Here is a 22641-nt window from a genome sequence, read left to right on the forward strand (position 1 = left end):
CTAGATCCAATAAACGCTTGGGGAGAGAATACCTCTACTTTTTCAGAAGCAATTCTGTCTAAGCAAGTAATCTCTGTGAACCAAGAATCCCCGTCTCTTTAGAGCGGGGAGTGTCAAATCGGTAAACGCTGAATATCTCGGTTAGAACCAATCACCACCATTGCTAAATCCTTGTGTAATCTTTCTTGGGGATTGGGGTTAATCTTGAATTTTTCCGCATTACCGACAGCGACAATATTTAACCCATAACGATTACGAATTTCTAACTCTGCTAGGGTTTTACCGTGAAAAGCTTCCGGGACTTTTAACTCGACAATACTATGTTCGGGATCGAGATCAAATCGTTCTAAAATTGACGGTCTAGTTAAACGGTGCGCTAACTCACAACCGGCATCGTATTCGGGAAAAACTACTAAATCTGCACCAACTTTTTTTAGTAATTTTCCATGGATTTCTGTGGAGGCTTTAGCGGCGACAAAATTAACCCCTGCTTCCTTACAATTGAGAGTAGTAATGATACTTTCTTCAACGTATTTACCAATAGCGACAATCACCGTATCAGTTTCAAAAATTCCCGCTTCTCGCAGGGCGTTAGGTTTGGTAGAATCAAGCTCGATCGCATTATCTACTATTCGATCAGATAACGCTTGTGCTACTAATCCTTCGTCAATATCTGTCGCTACCACTTGATAACCTTGTTTGCGTAAGGTTTCACAGACGGCGCGCCCAAATCTGCCTAATCCGATGACGGCAAATTGACGATTTTGGGGACGCATACTACTAAAAAATTTAATTGATTGCATAATTTTAAGTTAAACTGTTACGCATTTAAAATGCTAGTGTCAATGAGTGAGGAGACAGGAGAAACTGATAACTGATAACTGATATTAATTATCCCACTAAAAGGTTTTCTTCGGGGTAATTAATCACTGTTGGTTTCGGATCGCCGATAATAGCCGCTATTAAAAGTATAACTCCTACCCGTCCCAGATACATCATAAAAACAATAATTAACTTAGAAATCGGCGATAAAGCTGCGGTTATACCCATAGATAAGCCGACAGTTCCAAAGGCAGAAACTACCTCAAAAAACAGTTGAATCATTTTAAAATCTGTCTCCACAAATGAGATAGCTAGGGTGGAGATAATAATCGCTATAACCGAACCAAAAACCACCGCCATTGACTTTAAAATTAACGGCATAGGAATGCGTCTTTGATAGAGAGTCACTTCTTCATGGCCTCTTAAAACCGAGCGAGTACAGTTATATAAAATCCTAAAGGTTGTGGTTTTAATACCTCCCCCTGTACCGCTAGGACTGGCTCCTATAAACATGAGAGCCATGGTAATTGATAAACCTTCTACGGAAATTTTCCCGATATCAATGGTATTAAATCCTGCTGTTCTCGATGTTACTGATTGGAACCAAGCGGCCAGCAATTTATCTTTAATTGATAAATTAGCCAAAGTGTCACCATTTCCCTGTTCAGTAAATAAAAAAGCCAATGTTCCCATCACTAATAAAAATATAGTTGTACTGATAGCAACTTTATAGTTAAGAGAAAAAACAAAGCCTTTTCTTTTATATCGAAAGCGGTGAATAGACCAAGTATAAAACTCGATAATTACTTGATAACCGATACCTCCAAAAACGATCAATCCTGTGATAGCTAAGTTAATAATAATTGAGGATTGATAGGACATCAAGTTATCTTTAAACAAGCCAAAACCGGCATTATTCCAAGCACTAATACTATGGAATAAAGATAACCATACCGCATATCTAAAATCATACTTTTGGGCGAAGACAGTTAACATAACCAAAGTTGCTGTTAACTCAAAAACTAGAGTAGTAGCAATCACTGATTTCATTAAACTTTGACTACCTTGTAGGAAAGGTCGATCAAAGGATTCTTGAATCGCTAACTTCTGTCTCAGGTCAAATTTTCGCCCAACTAATAACATTAAAAAAGTGGTAGTGGTCATATATCCCAAACCCCCCACTTGCACTAATAAAGCAATAAATAATTGACCCCAAAAAGAAAAATAAGTACCCGTATCTACTACTGCTAAACCCGTAACACAGACAGCAGAAGTGGAGGTAAAGAGGGCAACAATTGGGTCATTCCAAGTGCCGCTAGTGGTAGAAACAGGCAACATCAACAGGGAAGTTCCCGCTAAAATTACCGCAATAAATCCCAAGCAAATTGTCCGGGCAATCGTCATATAAATTCCTTAGTGAAAGTAGCTAAGAGAAGATTGTTTTTTGGCTAACACTTCTTGATAAACTAACTGTAAGCGATCGATATTTTTACTGAGAGTGTAAGAGTCTAAAACTCTTTGACGGGCTTTTTGTCCTAAAATTGTTGTTAATTCGGGATGATCTCGTAATACGGGCAAGAGAGTTTTTAATTGGGTAATTAGTCCTTTAGTATCTAGAACTATTCCCGCACCTTTTAACACTTCCCCATCGGCCCCCACATCCGTAGCCATACAAGCAACACCACAGGCCATCGCTTCCAAGAGGGAAATCGATAAACCTTCCACTAATGAGGGTAAAATAAAGCCGTCAACCCCGCGCAAAATTTCAATTCGTTTATTTTCATCACCGATAAAACCTAACCAGATAATACCATCTTCTTCTCCATAAAAAGGTTTAAGGGAAGGAATTAACGGACCATCACCAACAATGAGCAGTTTGCATCTATCACCTAAACTGGTTTTTTTCCAAGCTTTCAATAAAGATTCTACATTTTTCTCCGGCATGATCCGACCGAGATAAACAAATAAACAATCGGCATTATATTGAGCTTTAATATTCGATGGTCCTGGACAATACTTATTAACATCAACCCCATTGGGAATAATTGCTAATTTTTCTTCGGGAACCCCCAATTTAACTAAAAAATCCCGTTGAGAGGTGGAAAAAATAATTACTTTATCGTAATTAGCTAAAAAAGGGGCGTGTAGTTGGTAGGTTAATAATTGGGTACTAGAGATCAGATTGCGAATTTTACTATCAAAAGCCGGGTGAAAAGTCGCCACCAGAGGCAAATCTAAAGACTCACAAATTTCTGGTAGCAGAAAATCGAGGGGAGACAGGGGTAAGGACGCATGAACTAGATCGGGTTTCAGTTCCCTGAGTTTATCCTGTAGAACCCGACTCGATTTCAGGGTGGGAATAGTATAGACTTGGGAACTATAGAGACGTGGCAGGGTGATTTCGTCGTAAAAGTCAGGCCAATCGCCTACGGTGGGTTTTTCGGAAGAAAAATGCAGAAAACTGACTTGATAATCTCGATCGAGCAGAGAATTAGTCACTTCTCGCCCATAGGTAACGTTACCGCAAAAAGGAGATTTTTTTCCTAACCAGGCAATGTGCATTGAGATTCTCTTAAGAAAAAGTTAATTTAGCCAAATATTAGCTTACTAAATTAGCTGTAAAATTAAAAGCTAATAGAGTACCTAAGCAAAATTAATCACCCATCTAAGTCCTCAGCTAAAAATTGCCTTTTGCAAGAGTGCCTATCTCATAGTTAAAATTCTCGGCTTTTTACTCATTAGTTGAGGACTTGCGACGACGACAGCGTTCTGAACAGTATTTGACCTCATGCCAACAATTTTGCCACTTTTTGCGCCAAGTAAACGATAAACCGCAAACGGGACAAATTTTACTGGGAAGATCGGACTTCGAGACCTGACGTGCCATGATTAAAATTAAAAAGTCAAAAACTGCGCCTTATCTATGAGTGTAGATGAAAATAATCAGAGTTCCCCGCTCGATCGCCTGAGAATTATTTTGGTTGAACCGGCCGGAGCCTTAAATGTGGGTTCCACTGCCAGAATTATGCGGAATATGGGCTTAAGTCGCTTAATTATCGTCAATCCTGCCTGTGATATCCTTGCAGAAGAAGCGCGACGCATGGCAGTACACGGGATTGAAGTCCTAGAAAACTGTTCACAGGTAGCCACCCTTGCGGAAGCTTTGCAGGGTTGTCATCGCATCATTGCCACCACCTCGAAACCCCGTCACCTGAATACTCCCCTCGAAACACCCCAGACTGCCTTACCCTGGTTACTCACCCCTAACCTGGAATCGGCCTTAATTTTCGGGCCAGAAGACCGGGGTTTAAGTAACAGCGAACTGAACCACGCCCAGCGTTTTGTCGGTATTCCCGCTAATCCTCAATATTCCTCCCTCAATCTCGCCCAAGCGGTGGCGGTTTGCTCCTACGAACTGTACCAAATGGCCACGGAAAATAGGCTCGAACCCCCGTTAGAAACGCCCCCTAATGCCACTTTTGAGGCTCTAGAAGGCTATTATCAGCACTTGGAGAGCTTTTTGCTCAAAATTGGCTATCTTTACCCCCACACCGCCGCCGCTAGGATGGAGAAATTCCGGCAATTTTATCATCGGGCCCGTCCCACGGTGGAGGAATTAGCCCTGCTGCGGGGTATTATCGGTCATATTGAAAGTATCGGGCAACTTTTTCTCGGTCTTGATAGTCTCAAGGGCAAGAAAAAAAATTCTCCTAGCGATCGATAATAAATCTGGATACCCTTGAGGAAAACCGTGACTCGTCAAGTAACTCGTCGTCCTACTAAAGTCCAATCTGGCCTTAATTCCCCTAGGTCCATGGACTCAAACAACAAAAAAAAGTCTTTACCGGTTAAAAAGGCAAAAAAACAGCGTAAAACTAACCTAATCGCTTCTTTTCTCCTTCAGGTTCTTCGCTTCTCTATCCTTGGTGTCGGTTTAGGTGCGATCGCTGGTACGGTTTTAACCGTGGTGGATCCGAGCAAATTACCTCTACACCCAAAACCCACCGCTACTAATTCCCCGACTCCCAAACCCGTCACCCCAAAACCGACCACGTTAGTTTTCAACGAAAATCTCAGCAGCCTTAACCAGAAATTACAAGCTTTAGCGGTCAAATATCCGAAATTACAGGCGGGAGCTTTATTTATTGACCTCGATAACGGTGCTTACGCTAATTTTCGCGGAGATACTATTTTTGCCGCCGCTAGTACGATTAAAATACCGATTCTGGTCGCCTTTTTTGAGGATGTGGACGCGGGGAAAATTCGTCTCGATGAAACCCTTGTGGCCACTAAGGATGTCATGGCCAGTGGGTCCGGGGATATGCAGTATTTAGGAGTGAATAAAACCTATACTGCCCTAGAAACCGCCACTAAAATGAACGTAATTAGCGATAATACCGCTACTAATATGTTAATTAAGCGGATGGGCGGCAAAGAGGCTCTTAATCGGCGTTTTCAAGCTTGGGGTTTGACCAGTACGGTAATTAATAACGCTTTACCCGACTTGGAAGGAACCAATACCACAAGTCCGAGAGATTTGGTGACAATCTTAGGAAAAGTTAATCAAGGGGAATTACTCAGTTTACGTTCCCGCGATCGTCTATTGAATATTATGCAGGAAACGCGCACTCGCACCCTGCTGCCGCAAGGTATCGAGAAATCCGCCGATATTGCCCATAAAACCGGTGATATTGGCTCGATGTTAGCGGATGCGGGGATTATTGATATGCCCAACGGGAAACGCTATCTAGGAGCAGTGATGGTGAAACGTCCCCACAATGATAGTAACGCTAGGACTCTGATTCAACAAATATCGCGCACGGCCTACCAACACTTTAAATGGTATCAAACTCAACCCGCAGCCAAACCGCAACCGGTCGCCCAGTCTTCTCCCTCTCCTAGTCCGGTCGTTATTCCTGGTCCGGGTAATTAGCCCCTAGGTTAAATTATTGGCTAAAAGACGGGCCAATTGTTCGGCATTTGCCCGGGGGGAAAGACGAGGAAGGATTTTTTCCCCCTTGGCCAGTTTTTGACAGAGGACGGGGATTTCGTACTGATAAGCGTTAAACCAATCCTCTCGACTGGTAATGTCCCTAATTTCTAACTGCCACTCCGGTTGACGGATTTTTTCTAGTTTCTCTAGCAACCCTTCGCAAAGATGACAGTCCGGTTTACTGTATAAAATTAGTTCTATGGTAGTCATAAATATTTATGTTCATTACCTCCACGATTAGTCTCTCATCAACAATTCTACAAACTCCCACACCCACACCGACTTTAAATAATAATTTAGTTAATTCAGGTACTCAAGATCTAGTCTATATCGGTGTGTTTCTTCTGGCAATTACCCTAGTCATTGTTATTGGTATTTTCAGTAAAAAAATTGAATACGCTCTCATTTTTGCCGCCACTCTCACTGTTATTTTAATTGCTTTCTTCTGGTTTTTATAAGTCCTTCAACGAAGGGGATTGAGGTCATGGTATTCTGACTTCTCCAACCGACTCCTAACCCCACCAACAAACTTTTTCAGCACACCCTATATACAAGCAAAACGATCGGACTTATAATATAATTGTATTGATTGTGCCTTGTTGCTAGAATCACCCCAAATTGACTCAATGGGTTTATAAACGATGACAACCCTAGATATTGCTACCGATATTGTCTGTCCTCCCACCGATTTATGGAGTGATGAACCACCCGTGGAAAGTGATCTGCATTTACAACAAATTATTTTATTATTATCTTGTCTTGATTGGCTCTGGCAAGATAGAAACGATTACTATGCTTCGGGCAATTTGACTATTTATTATAACGAAAGGCAACTGAAACAGCGAGATTTTTGTGGACCAGATTTTTTCTTGGTTTTAGATACGGAAAAACGTCCTAGAAAAAGTTGGGTTGTCTGGGGAGAAGGGGGTAAATATCCCAATGTAATCATCGAAATTATCTCCGATTCCACCGCTAATGTGGACAGAAAAGCTAAAAAGGAACTATATCAGCATACTTTCCGGACTCCTGAATATTTTTGGTTTGATCCCAATACTTTAGAATGGCAAGGATTCACTTTAATCGAGGGACAATACCAACCGATTACCCCCAATGAAAACGGTTATTTATGGAGTAAGCAACTAGGATTATATTTAGGAATTTTTGCCAATAAATTGCGCTATTTCACCGAATCGGGTGAATTGGTTCCCACCCCTCAAGAGTCGGCCCGACAGGAAAGATTAGCCAAAGAAAGAGAACAACAACGGGCGGAAAAATTAGCCCAAAAGCTGCGAGAATTGGGCATTAATCCCGATGAAATTGCTTAAATATCCGGTTGGGGGTGTTAGGGTGGAAACCATGACGCAATTTTTCTTTAATTGCTAGGCATTAAAACGAGGAATCCGAAACTCTGATGATAGCCTAGTTGGTTAGCCCTATTCTTCCCTAGAAATCATGGCAAAATCTGCTTAACCCGCATCATGTTATAATGACGACCAAAGACAGCAATCTTCAAATATAATTAATGCCATGGTGCAAAAAATAGCTTTTTTTAATCATAAAGGTGGAGTGAGCAAAACTACAACCACTTTTAACCTTGGTTGGATGCTTGCTGAGAAGGGCAAAAGAGTAATTATTGTCGATACCGATCCTCAATGTAACTTAACTGGTATGGCTTTGGCTAAAGAAAGTGAAGATACAGAAGAAAGACTACAGGCTATCTACAATACTTACTCTAATATTAAAACAGCTTTAGCACCCGCTTTTGAATCTCAACCGAGATTAATCGAAGCTGTGGACTGTGTTCCTATTTATGGTCGTGATGATTTATTTTTACTGCCCGGTCATGTGGGGTTAGCTGAATATGAAGTTACCCTAGGTATTGCTCAAGAACTTAGTGGGTCAATTCAAGCTTTAAAAAATGTCCCCGGTGCGATTACATATTTATTAGACAAAACTGCCGAAAAATTCCAAGCTGACTATATTTTAATCGATATGAGTCCCAGTTTGGGGTCAATCAATCAAAATATACTGATGACCAGTAACTTTTTTATTGTGCCAACCGCAGCGGATTTTTTCTCAGTTATGGCTATCGATTCTCTAACTAAAATCTTGCCTAAGTGGTATCAATGGGCCAAGGCAGCTAGTGCTTTACCAATTCTCAAAACAGCCAACTATCCCTTCCCCGAAGTTAACCTACATTTTTTGGGAACTATTGTTCAGAACTATCGAATTATTCGGAGGAAAGAAACACAAGCTTTTCAAAAATGGATTAACACAATCGAGCAAAATATCAGCGATAAAATGATTCCAGCCCTAAAAAAAAATGCCATGATGTTACCTGATTCGATGTACCATGAGAATGGTGTACCAGACTGCTGTACTCTAGTAAAAATCCCTAATTTTAATAGTCTTATTGCTTTATCCCAAGAACATCAACGGCCTGTTTTTGCGTTAACTGATGAACAATTGCGCTCGGCTAAATGGCAAGGTAAAGTATTGGATAAAGCTCAAGAAAAACAAGAAGACTTTAAGAAGATTTTTGCTGAATTGGCAGACAAAGTTATCGGTCTTACCTCCGAGATTTATGCAGTTAGCAATTGAACAATTTCGCCTTAGCATTGCTCGCGTTCGTGACTTAATCGCTATCCACAATTCTCTCAAATCTCAGACTACTCCCGCCCCAGATGTATCGGATATCCTCAGAGCCGCTTTAGTCCTGACTGTGAGCGCTTTAGATTATTATATTCACGAAGTGGTTACTCTAGGAATGCTAGAAATTTATCGAGGCCAACGTTCAGAACCCTCTGCCTTTTCTCGTTTTCAAGTCTCCCTAGATGGCGCACGACAAGAACGATTGATAGCTATTAGTATTGGCTCTTGGTTAGAAAACGAAATTCAACAAAACTACGGTTCTTTTTTTGGTCAAGAATCTCGCTCAATTTCCGAGGTACTACCAATGATTGAAAATCTTCTCACTAACAAACTTAATAGTAATTATTGGTTGGAAGCTGAAATTAGAGAAAACCTCAGCTATAAAAGCTTTCAACAACCGGACAAAATAGCGGAGGCCATTAGACTAATTTCAGCCAAGAAATTGTGGGAAGAAGTGGCTGGCAAGCTAAATAAACCAGCCAAAGATATTAAAAGCCAACTTAGCGCAATTGTTGATCGAAGGAACAAAATCGCCCATGAAGCTGATATAGACCCGAGTTATGGCATTGGCAGTCGCTGGAATATCGATGAAAATCTCGTTAATGATGCCGTTACCTTTATAGAACAGCTTGTTGAAAATATCCATCAGGTACTTGAGGACATCCACTAGCCGAGAATTTCCCCGGCAGTCCAGCCATAAATACTTATGATTTCTCAGGGAATTATAACAATTATTAAATAATGTGTAGTTTTGTATACTGATGTCAGGAACTTAGCTACAATATCAAGTGGCGTAAGATATATAGAGATTAGCTTGTGAGTCGGCATCAAGACAGTCAAACTGACCGGAAACGAGAAGAAACACAGTTCACTCCTTACAGTGCAGAAGCGATCGCTCAACAATACCGTTACAAACCTTGGCAATTGTTCGGTCGTGCTTTCGTGATTATTTGGTCTTTAGGATTATTTCTCCTCAGTCTCCTCTGGGACAAATGGACAAAGCAAGAAGAAGCCAATAAATACCGGCGTGCGAGCGAACTTAGGCAAATTCTCACCCGTTTAGGCCCCACCTTCATCAAAGTCGGTCAAGCTCTCTCTACCCGTCCCGACCTCGTTCGCAGAGACTTTTTAGACGAATTAGTTAAACTGCAAGACCAACTTCCCCCCTTCGATAACGACATTGCTTTTGCCATTATCGAGACCGAATTGGGAATGTCCGTAGAAAAAGCCTATCGAGAAATATCCCCCACCCCGGTGGCTGCCGCTAGTTTAGGACAGGTTTACAAAGCTATTCTACCCACCGGCGAAGAAGTAGCCGTTAAAGTGCAAAGACCCGGGCTGCGGGCGCTTTTAAGCCTCGATTTATACCTAATGCGCTGGGCTGCCCAAAAATTCGGTCGTTTATTACCCCTCAATCTCGGCCACGACCTCACCCTGATTGTGGATGAATTCGGCACCAAACTCTTTGAGGAAATCGACTATCAAAACGAAGGTCGCAACGCTGAAAAATTCGCCACCAACTTCCAAAATAACCCCGAAGTTAAAGTTCCCAGTATCTACTGGCGTTATAGTGGTCGCCGCGTCCTTACCCTGGAATGGATTGATGGCTATAAACTCACCGATACCGAGAACATCAAAGCTTTAGGATTGGACCCCAATAATATCGTTAAAATCGGCGTAACCTCTGGATTACAGCAACTCCTCGAACACGGCTTTTTCCACGCTGACCCCCACCCGGGTAATCTTTTCGCCACTTTTGAGGGTCGCATGGCCTATATCGATTTTGGCATGATGGACCAGTTAGAGGAGGAAACTAAAGAAACCCTCGCTAGTTGCGTCGTCGATTTAATTAACAAAGACTACGAAAACCTGGCCAGCAACTTTGTCAAACTGGGATTTTTAACCCCAGAAACGGATATAAAACCAATTATTCCGGCTCTAGAACGGGTTTTAGGCAATGCCATCGGTCAAAGAGTCGGTGACTTCAATTTCCGCACCATTACTGATGATTTCTCCGAATTGATGTACGAATATCCCTTCCGGATTCCCGCCAAATTCGCCCTGATTATTCGTTCCCTCGTCACCCAAGAAGGGGCAGCCCTCACCCTCGATCCTAACTTCAAAATCGTCCAAGTGGCCTATCCCTACGTCGCTAAACGTCTCCTGACCGGGGAATCGCCGCAACTGCGGCGGCGTTTACTGGATGTCCTGTTCAAAGACGGTAAATTCCAGTGGCAACGCCTAGAAAACATGATTACAATGGCTCGATCGGAAAGTAACTTCGATTTACTGCCCACCGCGCAATTAGGCATCACTTTTCTTCTCTCGGAAGAAGGTCGTTATCTGCGTCGTCAATTGCTATTAGCTTTAACGGAAGATGACCGTCTCCATACCGCCGAAGTACAACGTCTCTGGGGTTTAATCCAAGGAGAATTGCAACCGCGGCGACTCTTGGATGTGGCCATGAGCGCTTTTCGGGAATTATCTGCCCAAGGTGTGGCCGCTGTCCTTCCGGGAGAAACCAGTTCGCGTTAAAGTGTTTAAGGTCATCATCGGTTAATCACTTTTTCTATGGATTATTATTTTCTGCCCCAACCGCCCTATTTTCTGGTTGTTGCCGGTTTATTTATCGGTATTACCTGCGGGGCCGCTTTTGAAGCTAGTCTCAAGCAAGTGGTTAACAATTGGTATAAAAATAAGGGCTCGGACGATCAAAATCTTTTAAAATCCAGTTCCTTACAAATTCCTTTTATCGGTATTTGTATCGGAATCTGTCTTTTCCTCGCCTCGGGATTAGATATATTTATTCTCAATGGTTGGGTTGCCTACGCTATCTCTCTCCCGATGACTATCTTTATCGGTGGTTTGGTTTGGAGTCAGTTAGGGGAATTATTAGGCCAATTACAGCGCGGCGGTTCTAAAGAAATTGACCTCGATTATCGGGGATAATTAGGAGACAGCCAACATTTAGGACTAAGAGAATAGGTGTTAGCAGATAGGAAAGATCAACTACCCCACAACTAACACCAAACCCTTATTTATACCCAATTTACCAGCTATTTTGGCCCGCGATTTTAGATGCAAAAACCTTTAGCATGGCATTGGCGATCTCTTCCTCTACATCAGCGCACTGGTTCTGAGGTTTTTGCCTGTTTATTCTCCCAAGATGCGATCGCTACTTTACTAGAAAGTCCCTATCCGGGTAATTCCCTCTCCCGTTACTCTCTTTGTGCTGGTTCCCCGCGTCAGTTTTGGACCCCCGCACCAGGGGAAATTTTGCCCTTTTTAAGCAGTTTACTCCCCCAAACCCGATCCGATGTTCTTCCCGATCATCTTCCCTTCCATGGCGGTTGGTTGGGGTGGTTAGGCTACGATTTAGCTTGGGAAATAGAAAAATTACCCAGCACGAAAGCTGATAATCTCCCTTTTCCCGTCGCTTATTGGTACGAACCGGACAGTTTTGCTATTCTCGATCACCAAGCACAAATTCTCTGGTTAGCTGCCACTAAACCCGAAGATTTAGATAAATACGAACAATCTTTAACCAATCACCCCGATTTTGAGTTGATCGATCCTCATCCCTCTCCCTTAATCTTTTATACTTCTCAACTCGACTACGAAAAAGCTGTTAAAAAAGCCTTAGATTATATCAGAAAAGGCGATATTTTTCAAGCAAATTTATCCCTAAGATTTCAAAGCACAACTAAGGCAAAAGGATGGCAAATTTATCGCAGTTTACAACAGATTAACCCTTCTCCTTTTGCCAGTTATTGGCGCACCCCTTGGGGCGAAATGATTAGTTGTTCTCCCGAAAGATTGGTGAAATTAGAAAGGGGAATAGCCAGCACTAGACCAATCGCTGGAACCCGTCCCCGGGGTAAAACCGAGGCACTCGATCGACAATTGGCCGAGGAACTATTAACTAATAAAAAAGAGCGCGCCGAGCATATTATGCTAGTGGATCTAGAACGCAATGATCTAGGTAGGGTTTGTGAATGGGGATCGGTTTATGTTGATGAATTACTGACGATCGAGCGTTATAGTCACGTTATGCACTTGGTCAGTAATGTTCAAGGAAAATTAGATAAAAAGTATCATGCTATTGATTTAATTAAAGCTCTTTTCCCGGGGGGAACAATTACCGGTTGTCCGAAAGTTCGTTGTCTAGAAATTATCGAAGAATTGGAGCCGGTGCGACGTAATTTATTCTATGGTTCCTGTGGCTATATTGACCTACGGGGTCATTTAGATTTGAATATTCTCATCCGTACCCTATTAATGACTGCTCAAGGGAATTTAAACACCGTTTGGGGACAAGTGGGAGCGGGAATAGTTGCCGATAGCGATCCCGAAAAAGAATGGTTAGAATCCCTTCATAAAGCTGAGGCACAATTAATCGCTTTACGTTCTTTTTAATTTTTGATTTCAACAAACTAACCTATTGTTGCATCTAAAACCGCTCTTTTTACTTTTTACCTTATCTGCTATTTTGTAGGATAGCTTCCGATCTTGAACCCTATTCATGAATCAAATTTCTATCGCAGTTACTTTTTTTCTTAGTTTAGTCTTGACCTCCCTTCCCTTTTTACTTTTCGGGGCAGCCGTTTCCAGTTTTTTGCTGGTTTTCGTCAATAAACAGCGATTAGCGGCGATATTTCCCCGTAATCGACTGTTAGGAGCGATCGTTGGCAGTGCCATCGGATTAATCCTACCAGTCGGACAATACGGCACGATTCCCGTCGCTAGAAGATTCTTATTAGAGGGAGTACCCCCAGGGGTGGTGTTTAGCTTTCTCACCGCTGCACCTACCCTAAATATCGTCACTCTTTGGCTAACTTGGCAGACTTTCACCTATTCTAGTATTTTCTTCTATCGATCGCTTTCGGTATGGTTAATGGCAATTGTTATCGGTACTCTCTTTAGTTTCTATCGGGAAAAACTCCGCACCGATAGCGAAATTACCCTAGAATCAAGTTTAGTTCTTTCCGGTAGTTTTTTACCGGAGGAAGCAGCCGGTCAACCCCTACAAAGAGTCGGCAATCTTGTTTATGAGTATAAAACTAGAGATAGGCAAGCTTGGCCAATTTCTCTGCAGCTATTTCTCGATAACTTTATTGATGAAGCACTGGAATTAGGGGGATTATTAATTATTGGCTGTGCGATCGCTAGTGTCTTTCAGCTATTATTACCTCAGAGTCAATTAATTGCCTGGGGGAATACTCCCGTTACTCAAATTCTCGTGCAGTTGTTTTTTGGTTTCACCCTCGCTGTTAATGCCAGTCTTAGCACTTTTGTCCCCGGTTCTTTAATTACTAATCTCTCTGTGGGTTCCACTCTCGCTTTTTTACTGGTCGCTTCCCTCATTGATATTAAAGCTTTTATCCTCCTCCTATCAGCTTTCCGTCCTAAAATCGTCCTTTATTTCGGAATTTTATGCCTGTTAATGACTTTTTTAGTGGCTCTGATCCTCAGTTTTTATCTAGGTTGAATTCCTTCTGGGTCAGAAAAATTTTCTCTTGACAAAAGCGACTTGACATGATACTATATATATATAATGGAAAATCCGTGCGCCTACAGACCCTATTTTCCTAAGCATTTAAACTCTAACTCATCTTGATTCGGCTTGCCGGAGTTGTGACAACATAGTTTTATAATTCTCCATATATATTTGGGTATGGGGATGATTTTCCCATAATCTTTCCCTGAAAATATTAATCGCTTCTCGATAGAGAGGTTCCGCTTCTGAGCAGCCGCCTTGAGAATCGTACAAGTGTACTAAATTGTTGAGGGAACTTGCCACATCGGGATGATTGTCTCCTAAGAGTCGTTTTCTCAAATCTAATGTAACTCTATATTTTGAAATAAAATGAAAAATCCTTCTTGTGTAAAATGCTTATCGTGGGTAAGAATTTCATTTATATTCATTTGGCGCATTGTTTGCATGGATATACAATCTGTTAAGCTGTAATCTTTATCTGGACGATTTTGATATAAATCTAATCCTGATTGGAACGTCTGATGAGTTTGGGGTATAACTAAGATTTGGGGATTATTTTGTAAGCCTCTAATAACTTGTAAGGTTTTTCGTCTAACTGACATTCCATAAGCAGATAGATTGTTGAAAACTTCAATAAAGACTTCATCGGTTGTCACTATTGTTACCTGCTGGAGTTTCCTTGTCATTTCTATAGCTTTCTCATGCCAATCATCACGATTGTTAATGAGAGCAACCCAATAAAATGTGTCTGCAAAGATTGTTTTCATTGCTATAATGCTAGAAACTTGAGTTTCGGCTTTGCTTAAGATTTGGGAACTCCATAAAGATAATGATCATGTTGATTAGCAAGATCTGTAGGCAACTTTTCTAAGTCGTCATTGTCTAATGGTATATCTTCCAGAAGCTTTAATATTGCATCCCCTACATTACTTTCAGATTTAGCATAACTAGCTTGTGCTGAAAGTAGGAAGTTTAAAGTTTCTTCTATTAAAGAATCCGGTGCTTGTTCAATCTCTTGTAATAGTCTCTCTTTAGTATTCATGGTTTTATTCCTTGCTAAGTAGGGAGGCACAATTATTTGTAGGATGGGTTAGCGCACTTCGTAACCCATGCGGGCGTTGGGTTTCATACTTCAACCCAACCTACGTTCATCTTATATTTAATTCCACCCACCTACTTAATCAGTTATCAGTCATCAGTGATTAATTCAATTATAGTCGATGATAGGTGGTGCGTTAGGACGGATTGTTAGCTTCAAGTCAAAGCGGAAATTTTTGCTGTCTAACTACGTTTTACTAAATCTGGATGTTGTCAAAATTTCTCTTGACAAAGGCGACTTGACATGATACCATATTCATAATGGAAAATCCGTGCGCCTACGAACCCTATTTTCCAATGGTCTTAACTAGATACCTAATCATAGTCCATCATTCAATCACACCAACCACAGTCGATGATAGGTGGTGCGTTAGGACGGATTGTTAGCTTGAAGTTAAAGCGGAAATTTTTGCTGTCTAACACACCCTACGTTTTTCTGGCTTTTGTCAAAATTTCTCTTGACAAAAGCCCCTTGACATGATATTATATTCATAATGGAAAATCCTTGCGCCTACAGACCCTATTTTCCCAAGCATTTAAACTCTAACTCATCTTGATTCTGCTTGCCGGAGTTATGGTGATAAGAAAGGATTATCTAAGAAAGGGGGTACGCTATATGCCCCTACCAATCACACCAGGTGCAGTGTGGGGGCGCAATGCTTGCGCCCAAAATTTAACTTGTTTGCTTGTCCTGTTGATTCGACTTTTTAGATTTAGCTAGGTTGTGCTTGAAGAAAGCACCAAATCCCAATACACCTAAGCCGAAAATTGTGCTAGGTTCAGGTACTGCTTGAACTGTCACGCTAAAACTTCCAATGTTGTTATTCCATTCAAAAATATCCATCGTACCCAGGAAGAGGCGAGTTGCGTTAGTAGGAACGATGAAATTCTGCACAGCACCACTGTTTGTTCCTGTCAGTCCATCGCCAATGAAGAAAACTTGCTTAACTTGTGGAGCTAACGAAGAAAAATTGAGTCCAATTGAATAAAAGTTAAGAGATCCAGGTGCAAGAGTCAAATCTGGCTGGCTGTTATCTAAAAAGACACCGAGAAGAGAATTAAGCGGAGCGGTAATATCGGAAATTCCATTTTCACTCCCAGACAAATGGCTAAAAAAACTTCCTCCATCCGGATCATTCAATGATGTCAAGGGATTATGGCTGACTCCTCCAGATGCGGAGAAATTAAGTGTTTGTCCAGGAATCAGGGAAAGTCCCGACACTTGTACAGGAGAGTGAGTAGGAGCAACAGCTCCAAAGGAAGCCGTAGATCCATCTGGCATCCCTGCCAGCCAAGGATCAGATGTGCCAGCAACCGTAATAGTTGCCGCTTGTACTCCACTGGCGATGGAGAGACTGATAAGTATTAGCCCCCCGCCAACGGAGTTTTTGATTAGTTTTGCTAATGTCACAAATAAATGCCTCCTAAAAAATATTGTTGCGCTTGCAATCACGCCATAACTTACCAAAAATGACAAGCGTTGTCAAGTGTGAAGATAATCGCGCATGAGAGCAGACTTGAAAACGCTTTAAGAGCAAGGCTTTCGTTGTGTCGCAATTCATTGTTCATATTTTGATCTGACAACGCCAAAATTTAGGCACTTTTTCCCTGAAAATTAGGTAATTGACCACCTGAAAACGGGTAAAACCCTACACCCTACACCCCACACCCTGACTCCAGCAAGAGACTTTTTCAGCAAACCATATTTAAGCGGGAAAAACCCCTTTTTTTGTAGTCTGTGATACTGTTTTTGGGATTGAGATCGTCTAAGGTCAGGGAAATTGCTTCTAGGGTTCCGATTTAAGCGTCTTTAAATGTCAGGTCCGAGAGGAGCAAGCTAGTCTTAAATGAGCGGATCAAAAAATTTTTCCATCTAAGCTGGCTACACGGCGGGATAAAAGCCCGGGAGACTTTGAGGATAACTGTTTTGAGGCAGTGTCTTTGAAGACTCCCGGGTTATTGTATTTTGAGGTGAAATGATGTCCGAGGAATCTACTTTTCAACCCCCTGATTTAACCGAAGCTCAACAGGCCTTAGAAAAAGAACGCCATTTACCCCTAACCGGTTGGCAACAGGAAGTTTCTCAGGGGTTAACCTACGGTTTAGAGGCGGCCGATAGTATTCGTGATCGCAGTATTCCCACCTTTTCCAGGGGTGAGTTACCCCACTATGCGGGAATTAATACTTTTATGAAGGCTCCCTATTTGGAAGATGTGCGGAATGTGGGCAATTATGATGTGGCAATCGTGGGTGTTCCCCATGATTCGGGGACAACTTACCGACCCGGAACTCGTTTTGGACCCCAGGGAATTCGGCGGATTTCGGCTCTTTATACGCCCTACAATTTTGAATTAGGGGTAGATTTGCGCGAACAAATTACGCTCTGTGATTTGGGGGATATTTTCACCATTCCTGCTAATAATGAAAAGTCCTTTGATCAAATCTCTAAGGGGGTTGCCCATGTCTTTAGTTCCGGTGCCTTGCCGATTATTTTAGGGGGTGATCATTCCATTGGTTTTCCGACAGTGCGGGGTATTTGTCGGCATTTAGGGGATAAAAAAGTCGGTATTATTCACTTTGATCGCCATGTGGATACCCAGGAAACGGATTTAGATGAACGGATGCACACTTGCCCCTGGTTTCATGCCACCAATATGAAAAATGCTCCTGCTAAGAATCTCGTCCAATTAGGGATTGGTGGTTGGCAAGTTCCCCGTCAAGGTGTTAAAGTTTGCCGCGAGCGCGCCACTAATATTTTGACCGTCACCGACATTGTAGAACGAGGCATTGATGCTGCCGCCGAATTTGCCTTAGAACGAGCTTTAGATGGTACGGATTGCGTTTGGATTAGTTTTGATATTGATTGCATTGATGCCGGTTTTGTCCCCGGTACAGGTTGGCCAGAACCGGGCGGTTTATTACCCCGTGAAGCCTTAGCTTTATTAGGTAAAATTATCCAAAAAGCTCCCATTTGTGGTATGGAAGTGGTGGAAGTTTCCCCTCCCTACGATATTAGTGATATGACCTCTTTGATGGCTACCCGTGTTATTTGTGATGCCATGGCCCATCTGGTTATTTCAGGTCAATTACCCCGTAAAGAAAAGCCTTATTATATTCATCCTGAGGCCAATCTGGCCGTTGACGAACCCTGGCAGTAATTTCCTATGCACGAAACTGATATGACCAAGGCGTTAATTATGACAGTTCGAGATTGGTATAATAGCCAACCTGAAAAGCTCAAAATTGAAAAAATTCATCTCATGGTTGGTGAATTTACCTGTGTCGAACCGGTCAGTTTACAATTTGCCTTTGAAGTTCAAACTGCCAATACTTTTCTTGCTGGTGTGGAATTAGCAATTAAAAATATTCCCCTAATTGCTTATTGTCATTGCTGCCAAAAGGATTATCAACCCCAAATTGGCCAGCAATATTCTTGCCCAACTTGTCGATCACCGATGGAGGATATTCGTTCAGGTCGAGAGTTAAAAATTGACCACATTGAATATTCTTTAGTTTCTTAAACAAAGTTGGGCGATCGCTTATACAAGTTCGATGATCAATTATTCATTCTCAATTAAAATGCACCAAACTTTTGACGCGGCCCTAGAAATTAATCTACTTCATGCCAATCAAACAGGAGCCGATCACAACCGGGAACATTTTGACGAGTGGGGCATTACCTGTTTAAACTTGATGAGTAGTCCTGGTGCGGGTAAAACTGTGTTATTGGAAAAAACCCTCGCAGCCTTAAAAGATCACTTAAAAATGGCTGTTATTGAAGGCGATATGACTACCGAACTAGATGCCGATCGCCTGAGACAATATGGAGTTCCTGTGATTGCCATTAATACAGGTCGCTCCTGTCACTTAGATTCCAAAATGGTAGCCGGGGGAATCCATCGTTTCAAAGAAGATTATAACCCCAAAGAGTTTGATTTATTGTTGGTGGAAAATGTGGGAAATTTAGTTTGTCCTGCCGAATTTGAGGTAGGGGAACACGCAAAAGTTGCTCTATTAAGTCTGACTGAAGGAGAAGATAAACCCCTCAAATATCCAATTATGTTTCAAGAAGCGGATTGTCTGATTATTACTAAATTAGATCTGGCTCCTTATTTAGAGATTGATTTAAACCGTTTAGAAGCAAATGTTCGCTCCATGAATCCCGATGTAAAGATTATCGCTCTTTCTGCTCAAACAGGAGAAGGTTTAGAAGAATGGTTAAATTGGGTAAAAAGCCAAGTCAATACCGTGAGGTTCTTGAATTGTTAATCAGTAACAGTTTTTGAGATTTATTTCTGTTTTACTATCTGTCATCTCTAAAGGCTATTACCTATGAAACGGCGCAATTTTTTCTCCTTACCTCTCGTTTTTTTTAGTAGCTTACTCCTGACCGTTAGTTGTAATCAAGCTCCTCAGCAAACCCCCAATGCAAGTACTTCTCTGAGTAACACTGTCCCCATTGTCATCGGTTATAGTAACTGGGCCGGTTGGTGGCCATGGGCGATCGCTGAAGAAGAGGGATTATTTGCTAAAAATGGGGCTAATGTTCAAATGAAATGGTTTGATGGTTATCTTGAATCCTTGCAAGCTTTGGCCGCCGGACAATTAGATGGAAATAGTCAAACTCTCAACGATACCATCACTTTTGCAGGAGATGCAGTGAATGGTCAAGTTGCTGTTTTAGTCAATGATAACTCGTCGGGAAATGACAAAATTATTGTCACAGAAGAGATTAAAACGATTCAAGATTTAAAAGGCAAAAAAGTTGCAGTCGAAGAAGGCGTTGTCGGTGATTTTCTCCTCAGTTTAGCCCTAGAAAAAGAAGGAATGAGCCGTAAAGATGTGCAAATTGTACCCATGGAAACAGGGGCTGCTGCCGCCGCTTTTGCATCGGGAAAAGTAGATGCAGTTGGTGCGTTTCCACCTTTTTGGTCAACAGCACTTAAACGAAAAGGTTCTAAAGAATTAATTAGTTCTAAAGCTTTTTCTGGTGCTATTCCTGATTTATTAGTTGTCAGTGCCAAATTAATCAAAGAAAAGCCAGAACAGGTTCAAGCTTTGGTAAAAACATGGTTTGATGTTCGAGAGTTTATGACTAAAAATCCCCAAAAAGCCGATGAGATTATGGCCAAGCGTGCGGGCATTAGCCCAGAAGAATTAGCCCTATATAAAGAGGGAACGAAGTTTTTCACCTTAGAAGAAAACCTAGAAGCGTTTAGTCCTGGTAAAACCATGAAAAATATGCCCTTTGCCGCTCAAAAAATGGCTGATTTTATGAGGGAAGTTGGCTTTATTAAAAAAGTCCCCGATCTAACAACTATTTTAGATCCACAATTTGTCAAGGTGTTGGCAAATCAAGACAAAAAAGCCTAATTATCCCCTCTTGTAGATCGAGAAATTAAAGGTTCCAATTCTCTATCTACAAGAGGGATTAGGGAGACAAGTTGACCTCAAGAATTTTTTGATAACTGGGTGATATTGGCTATCAAAATTATTCTTTTCTTTTAAAAATCCCATGACCACAACACCTAAAACGCTTCCTCAAAGCACTTTTTGGCGGATTACCGAGGATATTCCCGAATCCCTAAAGTGGACTTTAATGATTTCCTCTATTATTGTCCCGCTTATTTTATGGTTACTAATCTCTAGTTTTGCGGGCATTGAATCCGTATTTTTACCTTCTCCTTTAGCCGTTATTCAAGCACTAGGAAAATTAGCAGAACAGGGCTTTTTAATTCAAGATACTATTACCAGTTTTTTACGAGTAGTTGGGGGCTTTTTTTTGGGAGGATTGTTTGCTATTCCCCTGGGGATTTTAATGGGAACTTTTCCGAGTATTCGCAGTTTAATGGAACCGATTATTGGCGTTGTACGTTATATGCCCGCTCCTGCTTTTATTCCCCTATTGGTTATTTATTTGGGTATTGGAGAAACGTCAAAGATCATGCTCATTTTTATCGGGACAATTTTCTTTAATACTCTGATGATTATGGATGCGGTCAAGTTTATTCCCCGGGAATTGATCGAAGTAACTTATACTCTTGGAGGAACTCGAAAACAGGTTTTATTTAAAGTGATTACTCCCTATATTATTCCTAATATTATTGATACTTTTCGCGTTAATATGGCGGCCGCTTGGAATTTGGTAGTGGTGGCGGAATTGGTGGCGGCCGATAATGGGTTAGGCAAACGCATTTTATTGGCTCAAAAATTTCTGAGAACCGATGAAATTTTTGCCTGTTTAATTGTCCTAGGAATTATTGGCTTTGCTCTAGATTTAAGTTTTCGTTTGTTTTTGCAGTGGACTTGTAAATGGTCAATTACTCGTTAACTTAAAAACTCAAGCACAGAGTTTATTATGTCACCAGTAAAGTTATTTTAATGATAAGAGAAGAACCTTAATGCACTTAGAAATTACTCAACTCAATAAAATTTTCATCACTAAACGAGGTGCTGTGGTCGCTCTGAAAGATATTAATTTACACGTTGACAGTGCTGAATTTGTCTGTGCGGTCGGGGCCTCTGGTTCAGGGAAATCAACTTTGTTGCGAATGATTGCGGGTTTAGAGCAGCCCACTTCTGGCAAAATTACCGTTGATGGTGTTGAAGTGACAGGGCCAGGAGCCGATCGCGGTATGGTTTTTCAAAATTATACACTCTATCCCTGGATGACGATCCAAAAAAATGTTGAATTTGGCTTAAAACTACAGGGATTATTGACAAAAGAATGCTGGGAAGTGGCCTGTTATTATCTGGATATTGTCGGTTTAACTCAATTCGCTAATGCTTATCCTAGAGAACTATCGGGTGGGATGAAACAACGGGTGGCGATCGCCCGCTCTCTTGCCTGTCATCCCAAAGTCTTATTAATGGACGAACCCTTTGCAGCTTTAGATGTACAAACCAAAGAAAGAATGCACGAATATTTAATTGAAATTTGGCAAAAAATTAGGTGTAGTATTTTAATGATTACCCATGATGTGGATGAAGCGGTTTTTTTAGCTCAACGTATTTATGTTTTGAGTGCTAGGCCAGGGACTATACAACGAGAATTAACAATTAATTTACCCGTAGATCGTAATTATAAAATTAAACGACAATCTCAGTTTTATGACTATACGGATCAAATTTACGGCCTACTACGGGGTGAGAAATCCTAGAAAAAACTAGGGATCATCAAGAGTAGTCCAGGCTTCAAAACGAGTTAGAGCAGCAAAAATCATCCTCAAACAGCGAGCGATCGCTGCTGCCGCAACCCCTAGATAGAGCTTGCTGAATAAATCTAAAAACCTTGTTGGATAAGACTTTTAGACCTTTTTGAAATCCAAAAGTGCCTTGTCTGGGAGTGTTCAGGGGGAAAATTCAGGTACTTTTTCCCTGAAAATTAGGTAATTGACCCCCTCAAAATCGGTAAAACCCTACACCCCACACCCCACACCCCACACCCTACCACCACCGAAAAACTTTTTGCCGCAAACCCTAAATAGGGTTTGCTGAATAAATCTAAAAACCTTATCCAACAAGGTTTTTAGACTTTTTTGACCTCAAAAAGTGCCGACCCTTGGAGTGATTGGGGGGA

At 41.5% G+C, this 22641-nt stretch carries 25 protein-coding genes and 1 riboswitch; of the genes, 16 read left to right on the forward strand and 9 right to left on the reverse strand.

The annotated features are described in order from the left end of the window. Positions 1-113: 113 nt before the first annotated feature. From EWV84_RS14880 to EWV84_RS14895, 4 genes are all read right to left on the reverse strand, one after another. The gene (locus tag EWV84_RS14880; protein ID WP_061432893.1) at positions 114-803 is read right to left on the reverse strand and encodes a potassium channel family protein; all 690 of its coding nucleotides are present in this window, start codon (positions 801-803) and stop codon (positions 114-116) included. An 88-nt stretch (positions 804-891) separates the two neighbouring features. Beyond that, entirely contained in the window at positions 892-2226 is a 1335-nt protein-coding gene (locus EWV84_RS14885) for a TrkH family potassium uptake protein (protein ID WP_287078617.1), read from the reverse strand. A 9-nt stretch (positions 2227-2235) separates the two neighbouring features. Beyond that, entirely contained in the window at positions 2236-3384 is a 1149-nt protein-coding gene (locus EWV84_RS14890) for a glycosyltransferase family 4 protein (protein ID WP_287078618.1), read from the reverse strand. A 169-nt stretch (positions 3385-3553) separates the two neighbouring features. Next, positions 3554-3709 (reverse strand): DUF2256 domain-containing protein, encoded by a 156-nt coding sequence (locus EWV84_RS14895; protein ID WP_287078619.1) that lies wholly within the window; start codon positions 3707-3709, stop codon positions 3554-3556. 36 nt (positions 3710-3745) lie between these two features. Here EWV84_RS14895 and EWV84_RS14900 point away from each other — a divergent pair, with 36 nt between their 5' ends. Both EWV84_RS14900 and EWV84_RS14905 read left to right on the forward strand, forming a co-directional pair. Further along, positions 3746-4546, forward strand: a complete 801-nt coding sequence (locus EWV84_RS14900) for an RNA methyltransferase (protein ID WP_287078621.1) — start codon at positions 3746-3748, stop codon at positions 4544-4546. Between the two features lie 27 nt (positions 4547-4573). Beyond that, positions 4574-5755: a serine hydrolase gene (locus EWV84_RS14905; RefSeq protein ID WP_287078622.1), complete on the forward strand. Its 1182-nt coding sequence runs from the start codon at positions 4574-4576 to the stop codon at positions 5753-5755. A gap of 3 nt (positions 5756-5758) precedes the next feature. On the opposite strand, the gene EWV84_RS14910 is transcribed toward EWV84_RS14905, so the two are convergent. Then, positions 5759-6025, reverse strand: coding sequence for a glutaredoxin family protein (locus tag EWV84_RS14910; RefSeq protein ID WP_286825700.1), 267 nt, complete (start codon positions 6023-6025; stop codon positions 5759-5761). An 8-nt stretch (positions 6026-6033) separates the two neighbouring features. Between EWV84_RS14910 and EWV84_RS14915 the strand changes: the two genes are divergently transcribed. The 8 genes from EWV84_RS14915 (at position 6034) to EWV84_RS14950 (ending at position 13955) form a co-directional block, all read left to right on the forward strand. Continuing rightward, a complete protein-coding gene (locus EWV84_RS14915) occupies positions 6034-6273 on the forward strand; it encodes a hypothetical protein (RefSeq protein WP_287078623.1) in 240 nt (79 codons plus the stop codon). Between the two features lie 183 nt (positions 6274-6456). Then, positions 6457-7140, forward strand: a complete 684-nt coding sequence (locus EWV84_RS14920; protein ID WP_287078624.1) for a Uma2 family endonuclease — start codon at positions 6457-6459, stop codon at positions 7138-7140. A 202-nt stretch (positions 7141-7342) separates the two neighbouring features. Continuing rightward, positions 7343-8416 carry a ParA family protein gene (locus EWV84_RS14925; protein WP_287078625.1) on the forward strand — a complete coding sequence of 358 codons (1074 nt, stop codon included), beginning with the start codon at positions 7343-7345 and terminating at the stop codon, positions 8414-8416. Further along, positions 8400-9137, forward strand: coding sequence for a HEPN domain-containing protein (locus EWV84_RS14930; protein ID WP_287078626.1), 738 nt, complete (start codon positions 8400-8402; stop codon positions 9135-9137). The genes EWV84_RS14925 and EWV84_RS14930 overlap by 17 nt, the downstream gene beginning before the upstream one ends. A 146-nt stretch (positions 9138-9283) precedes the next feature. Continuing rightward, entirely contained in the window at positions 9284-11002 is a 1719-nt protein-coding gene (locus EWV84_RS14935; RefSeq protein ID WP_287078627.1) for an ABC1 kinase family protein, read from the forward strand. Between the two features lie 36 nt (positions 11003-11038). Beyond that, a complete protein-coding gene (locus tag EWV84_RS14940) occupies positions 11039-11416 on the forward strand; it encodes a hypothetical protein (protein ID WP_045360581.1) in 378 nt (125 codons plus the stop codon). 129 nt (positions 11417-11545) lie between these two features. Further along, a complete protein-coding gene (locus tag EWV84_RS14945) occupies positions 11546-12883 on the forward strand; it encodes an anthranilate synthase component I (protein WP_287078628.1) in 1338 nt (445 codons plus the stop codon). A 106-nt stretch (positions 12884-12989) separates the two neighbouring features. Beyond that, positions 12990-13955, forward strand: a complete 966-nt coding sequence (locus EWV84_RS14950) for a permease (RefSeq protein WP_287078629.1) — start codon at positions 12990-12992, stop codon at positions 13953-13955. A 120-nt stretch (positions 13956-14075) separates the two neighbouring features. Here EWV84_RS14950 and EWV84_RS14955 read toward each other — a convergent pair whose 3' ends face one another. The 4 genes from EWV84_RS14955 to EWV84_RS14970 form a co-directional block, all read right to left on the reverse strand. Next, a complete protein-coding gene (locus EWV84_RS14955) occupies positions 14076-14303 on the reverse strand; it encodes a tetratricopeptide repeat protein (RefSeq protein ID WP_287078630.1) in 228 nt (75 codons plus the stop codon). A gap of 2 nt (positions 14304-14305) precedes the next feature. Beyond that, positions 14306-14731 carry a type II toxin-antitoxin system VapC family toxin gene (locus tag EWV84_RS14960; protein ID WP_002756072.1) on the reverse strand — a complete coding sequence of 142 codons (426 nt, stop codon included), beginning with the start codon at positions 14729-14731 and terminating at the stop codon, positions 14306-14308. A gap of 35 nt (positions 14732-14766) precedes the next feature. Then, positions 14767-15006, reverse strand: coding sequence for a hypothetical protein (locus EWV84_RS14965; RefSeq protein ID WP_286825244.1), 240 nt, complete (start codon positions 15004-15006; stop codon positions 14767-14769). A gap of 729 nt (positions 15007-15735) precedes the next feature. Continuing rightward, a complete protein-coding gene (locus EWV84_RS14970) occupies positions 15736-16515 on the reverse strand; it encodes a PEP-CTERM sorting domain-containing protein (protein WP_287078631.1) in 780 nt (259 codons plus the stop codon). A 323-nt stretch (positions 16516-16838) separates the two neighbouring features. Then, positions 16839-16973, forward strand: a riboswitch (guanidine-I (ykkC/yxkD leader). A 68-nt stretch (positions 16974-17041) separates the two neighbouring features. Between EWV84_RS14970 and EWV84_RS14975 the strand changes: the two genes are divergently transcribed. From EWV84_RS14975 to EWV84_RS15000, 6 genes are all read left to right on the forward strand, one after another. Further along, entirely contained in the window at positions 17042-18220 is a 1179-nt protein-coding gene (locus EWV84_RS14975) for an agmatinase family protein (RefSeq protein ID WP_287078636.1), read from the forward strand. Positions 18221-18226: 6 nt separating this feature from the next. Continuing rightward, complete coding sequence (gene hypA, locus EWV84_RS14980) at positions 18227-18583, forward strand: hydrogenase maturation nickel metallochaperone HypA (protein ID WP_287078632.1); 357 nt, start codon at positions 18227-18229, stop codon at positions 18581-18583. A gap of 58 nt (positions 18584-18641) precedes the next feature. Further along, a complete protein-coding gene (gene hypB / locus EWV84_RS14985) occupies positions 18642-19331 on the forward strand; it encodes a hydrogenase nickel incorporation protein HypB (protein WP_287078633.1) in 690 nt (229 codons plus the stop codon). Between the two features lie 63 nt (positions 19332-19394). Then, positions 19395-20435, forward strand: coding sequence for an ABC transporter substrate-binding protein (locus EWV84_RS14990; RefSeq protein WP_286825236.1), 1041 nt, complete (start codon positions 19395-19397; stop codon positions 20433-20435). A gap of 142 nt (positions 20436-20577) precedes the next feature. Further along, on the forward strand, positions 20578-21393 hold the full coding sequence (locus EWV84_RS14995; protein WP_287078634.1) for an ABC transporter permease: 816 nt from the start codon (positions 20578-20580) through the stop codon (positions 21391-21393). 70 nt (positions 21394-21463) lie between these two features. Further along, complete coding sequence (locus EWV84_RS15000) at positions 21464-22222, forward strand: ABC transporter ATP-binding protein (protein WP_287078635.1); 759 nt, start codon at positions 21464-21466, stop codon at positions 22220-22222. The last annotated feature ends 419 nt before the right edge of the window (positions 22223-22641 follow it).

This window comes from Microcystis sp. M_QC_C_20170808_M3Col (genome assembly GCF_007095505.1).
GTDB lineage: Bacteria > Cyanobacteriota > Cyanobacteriia > Cyanobacteriales > Microcystaceae > Microcystis.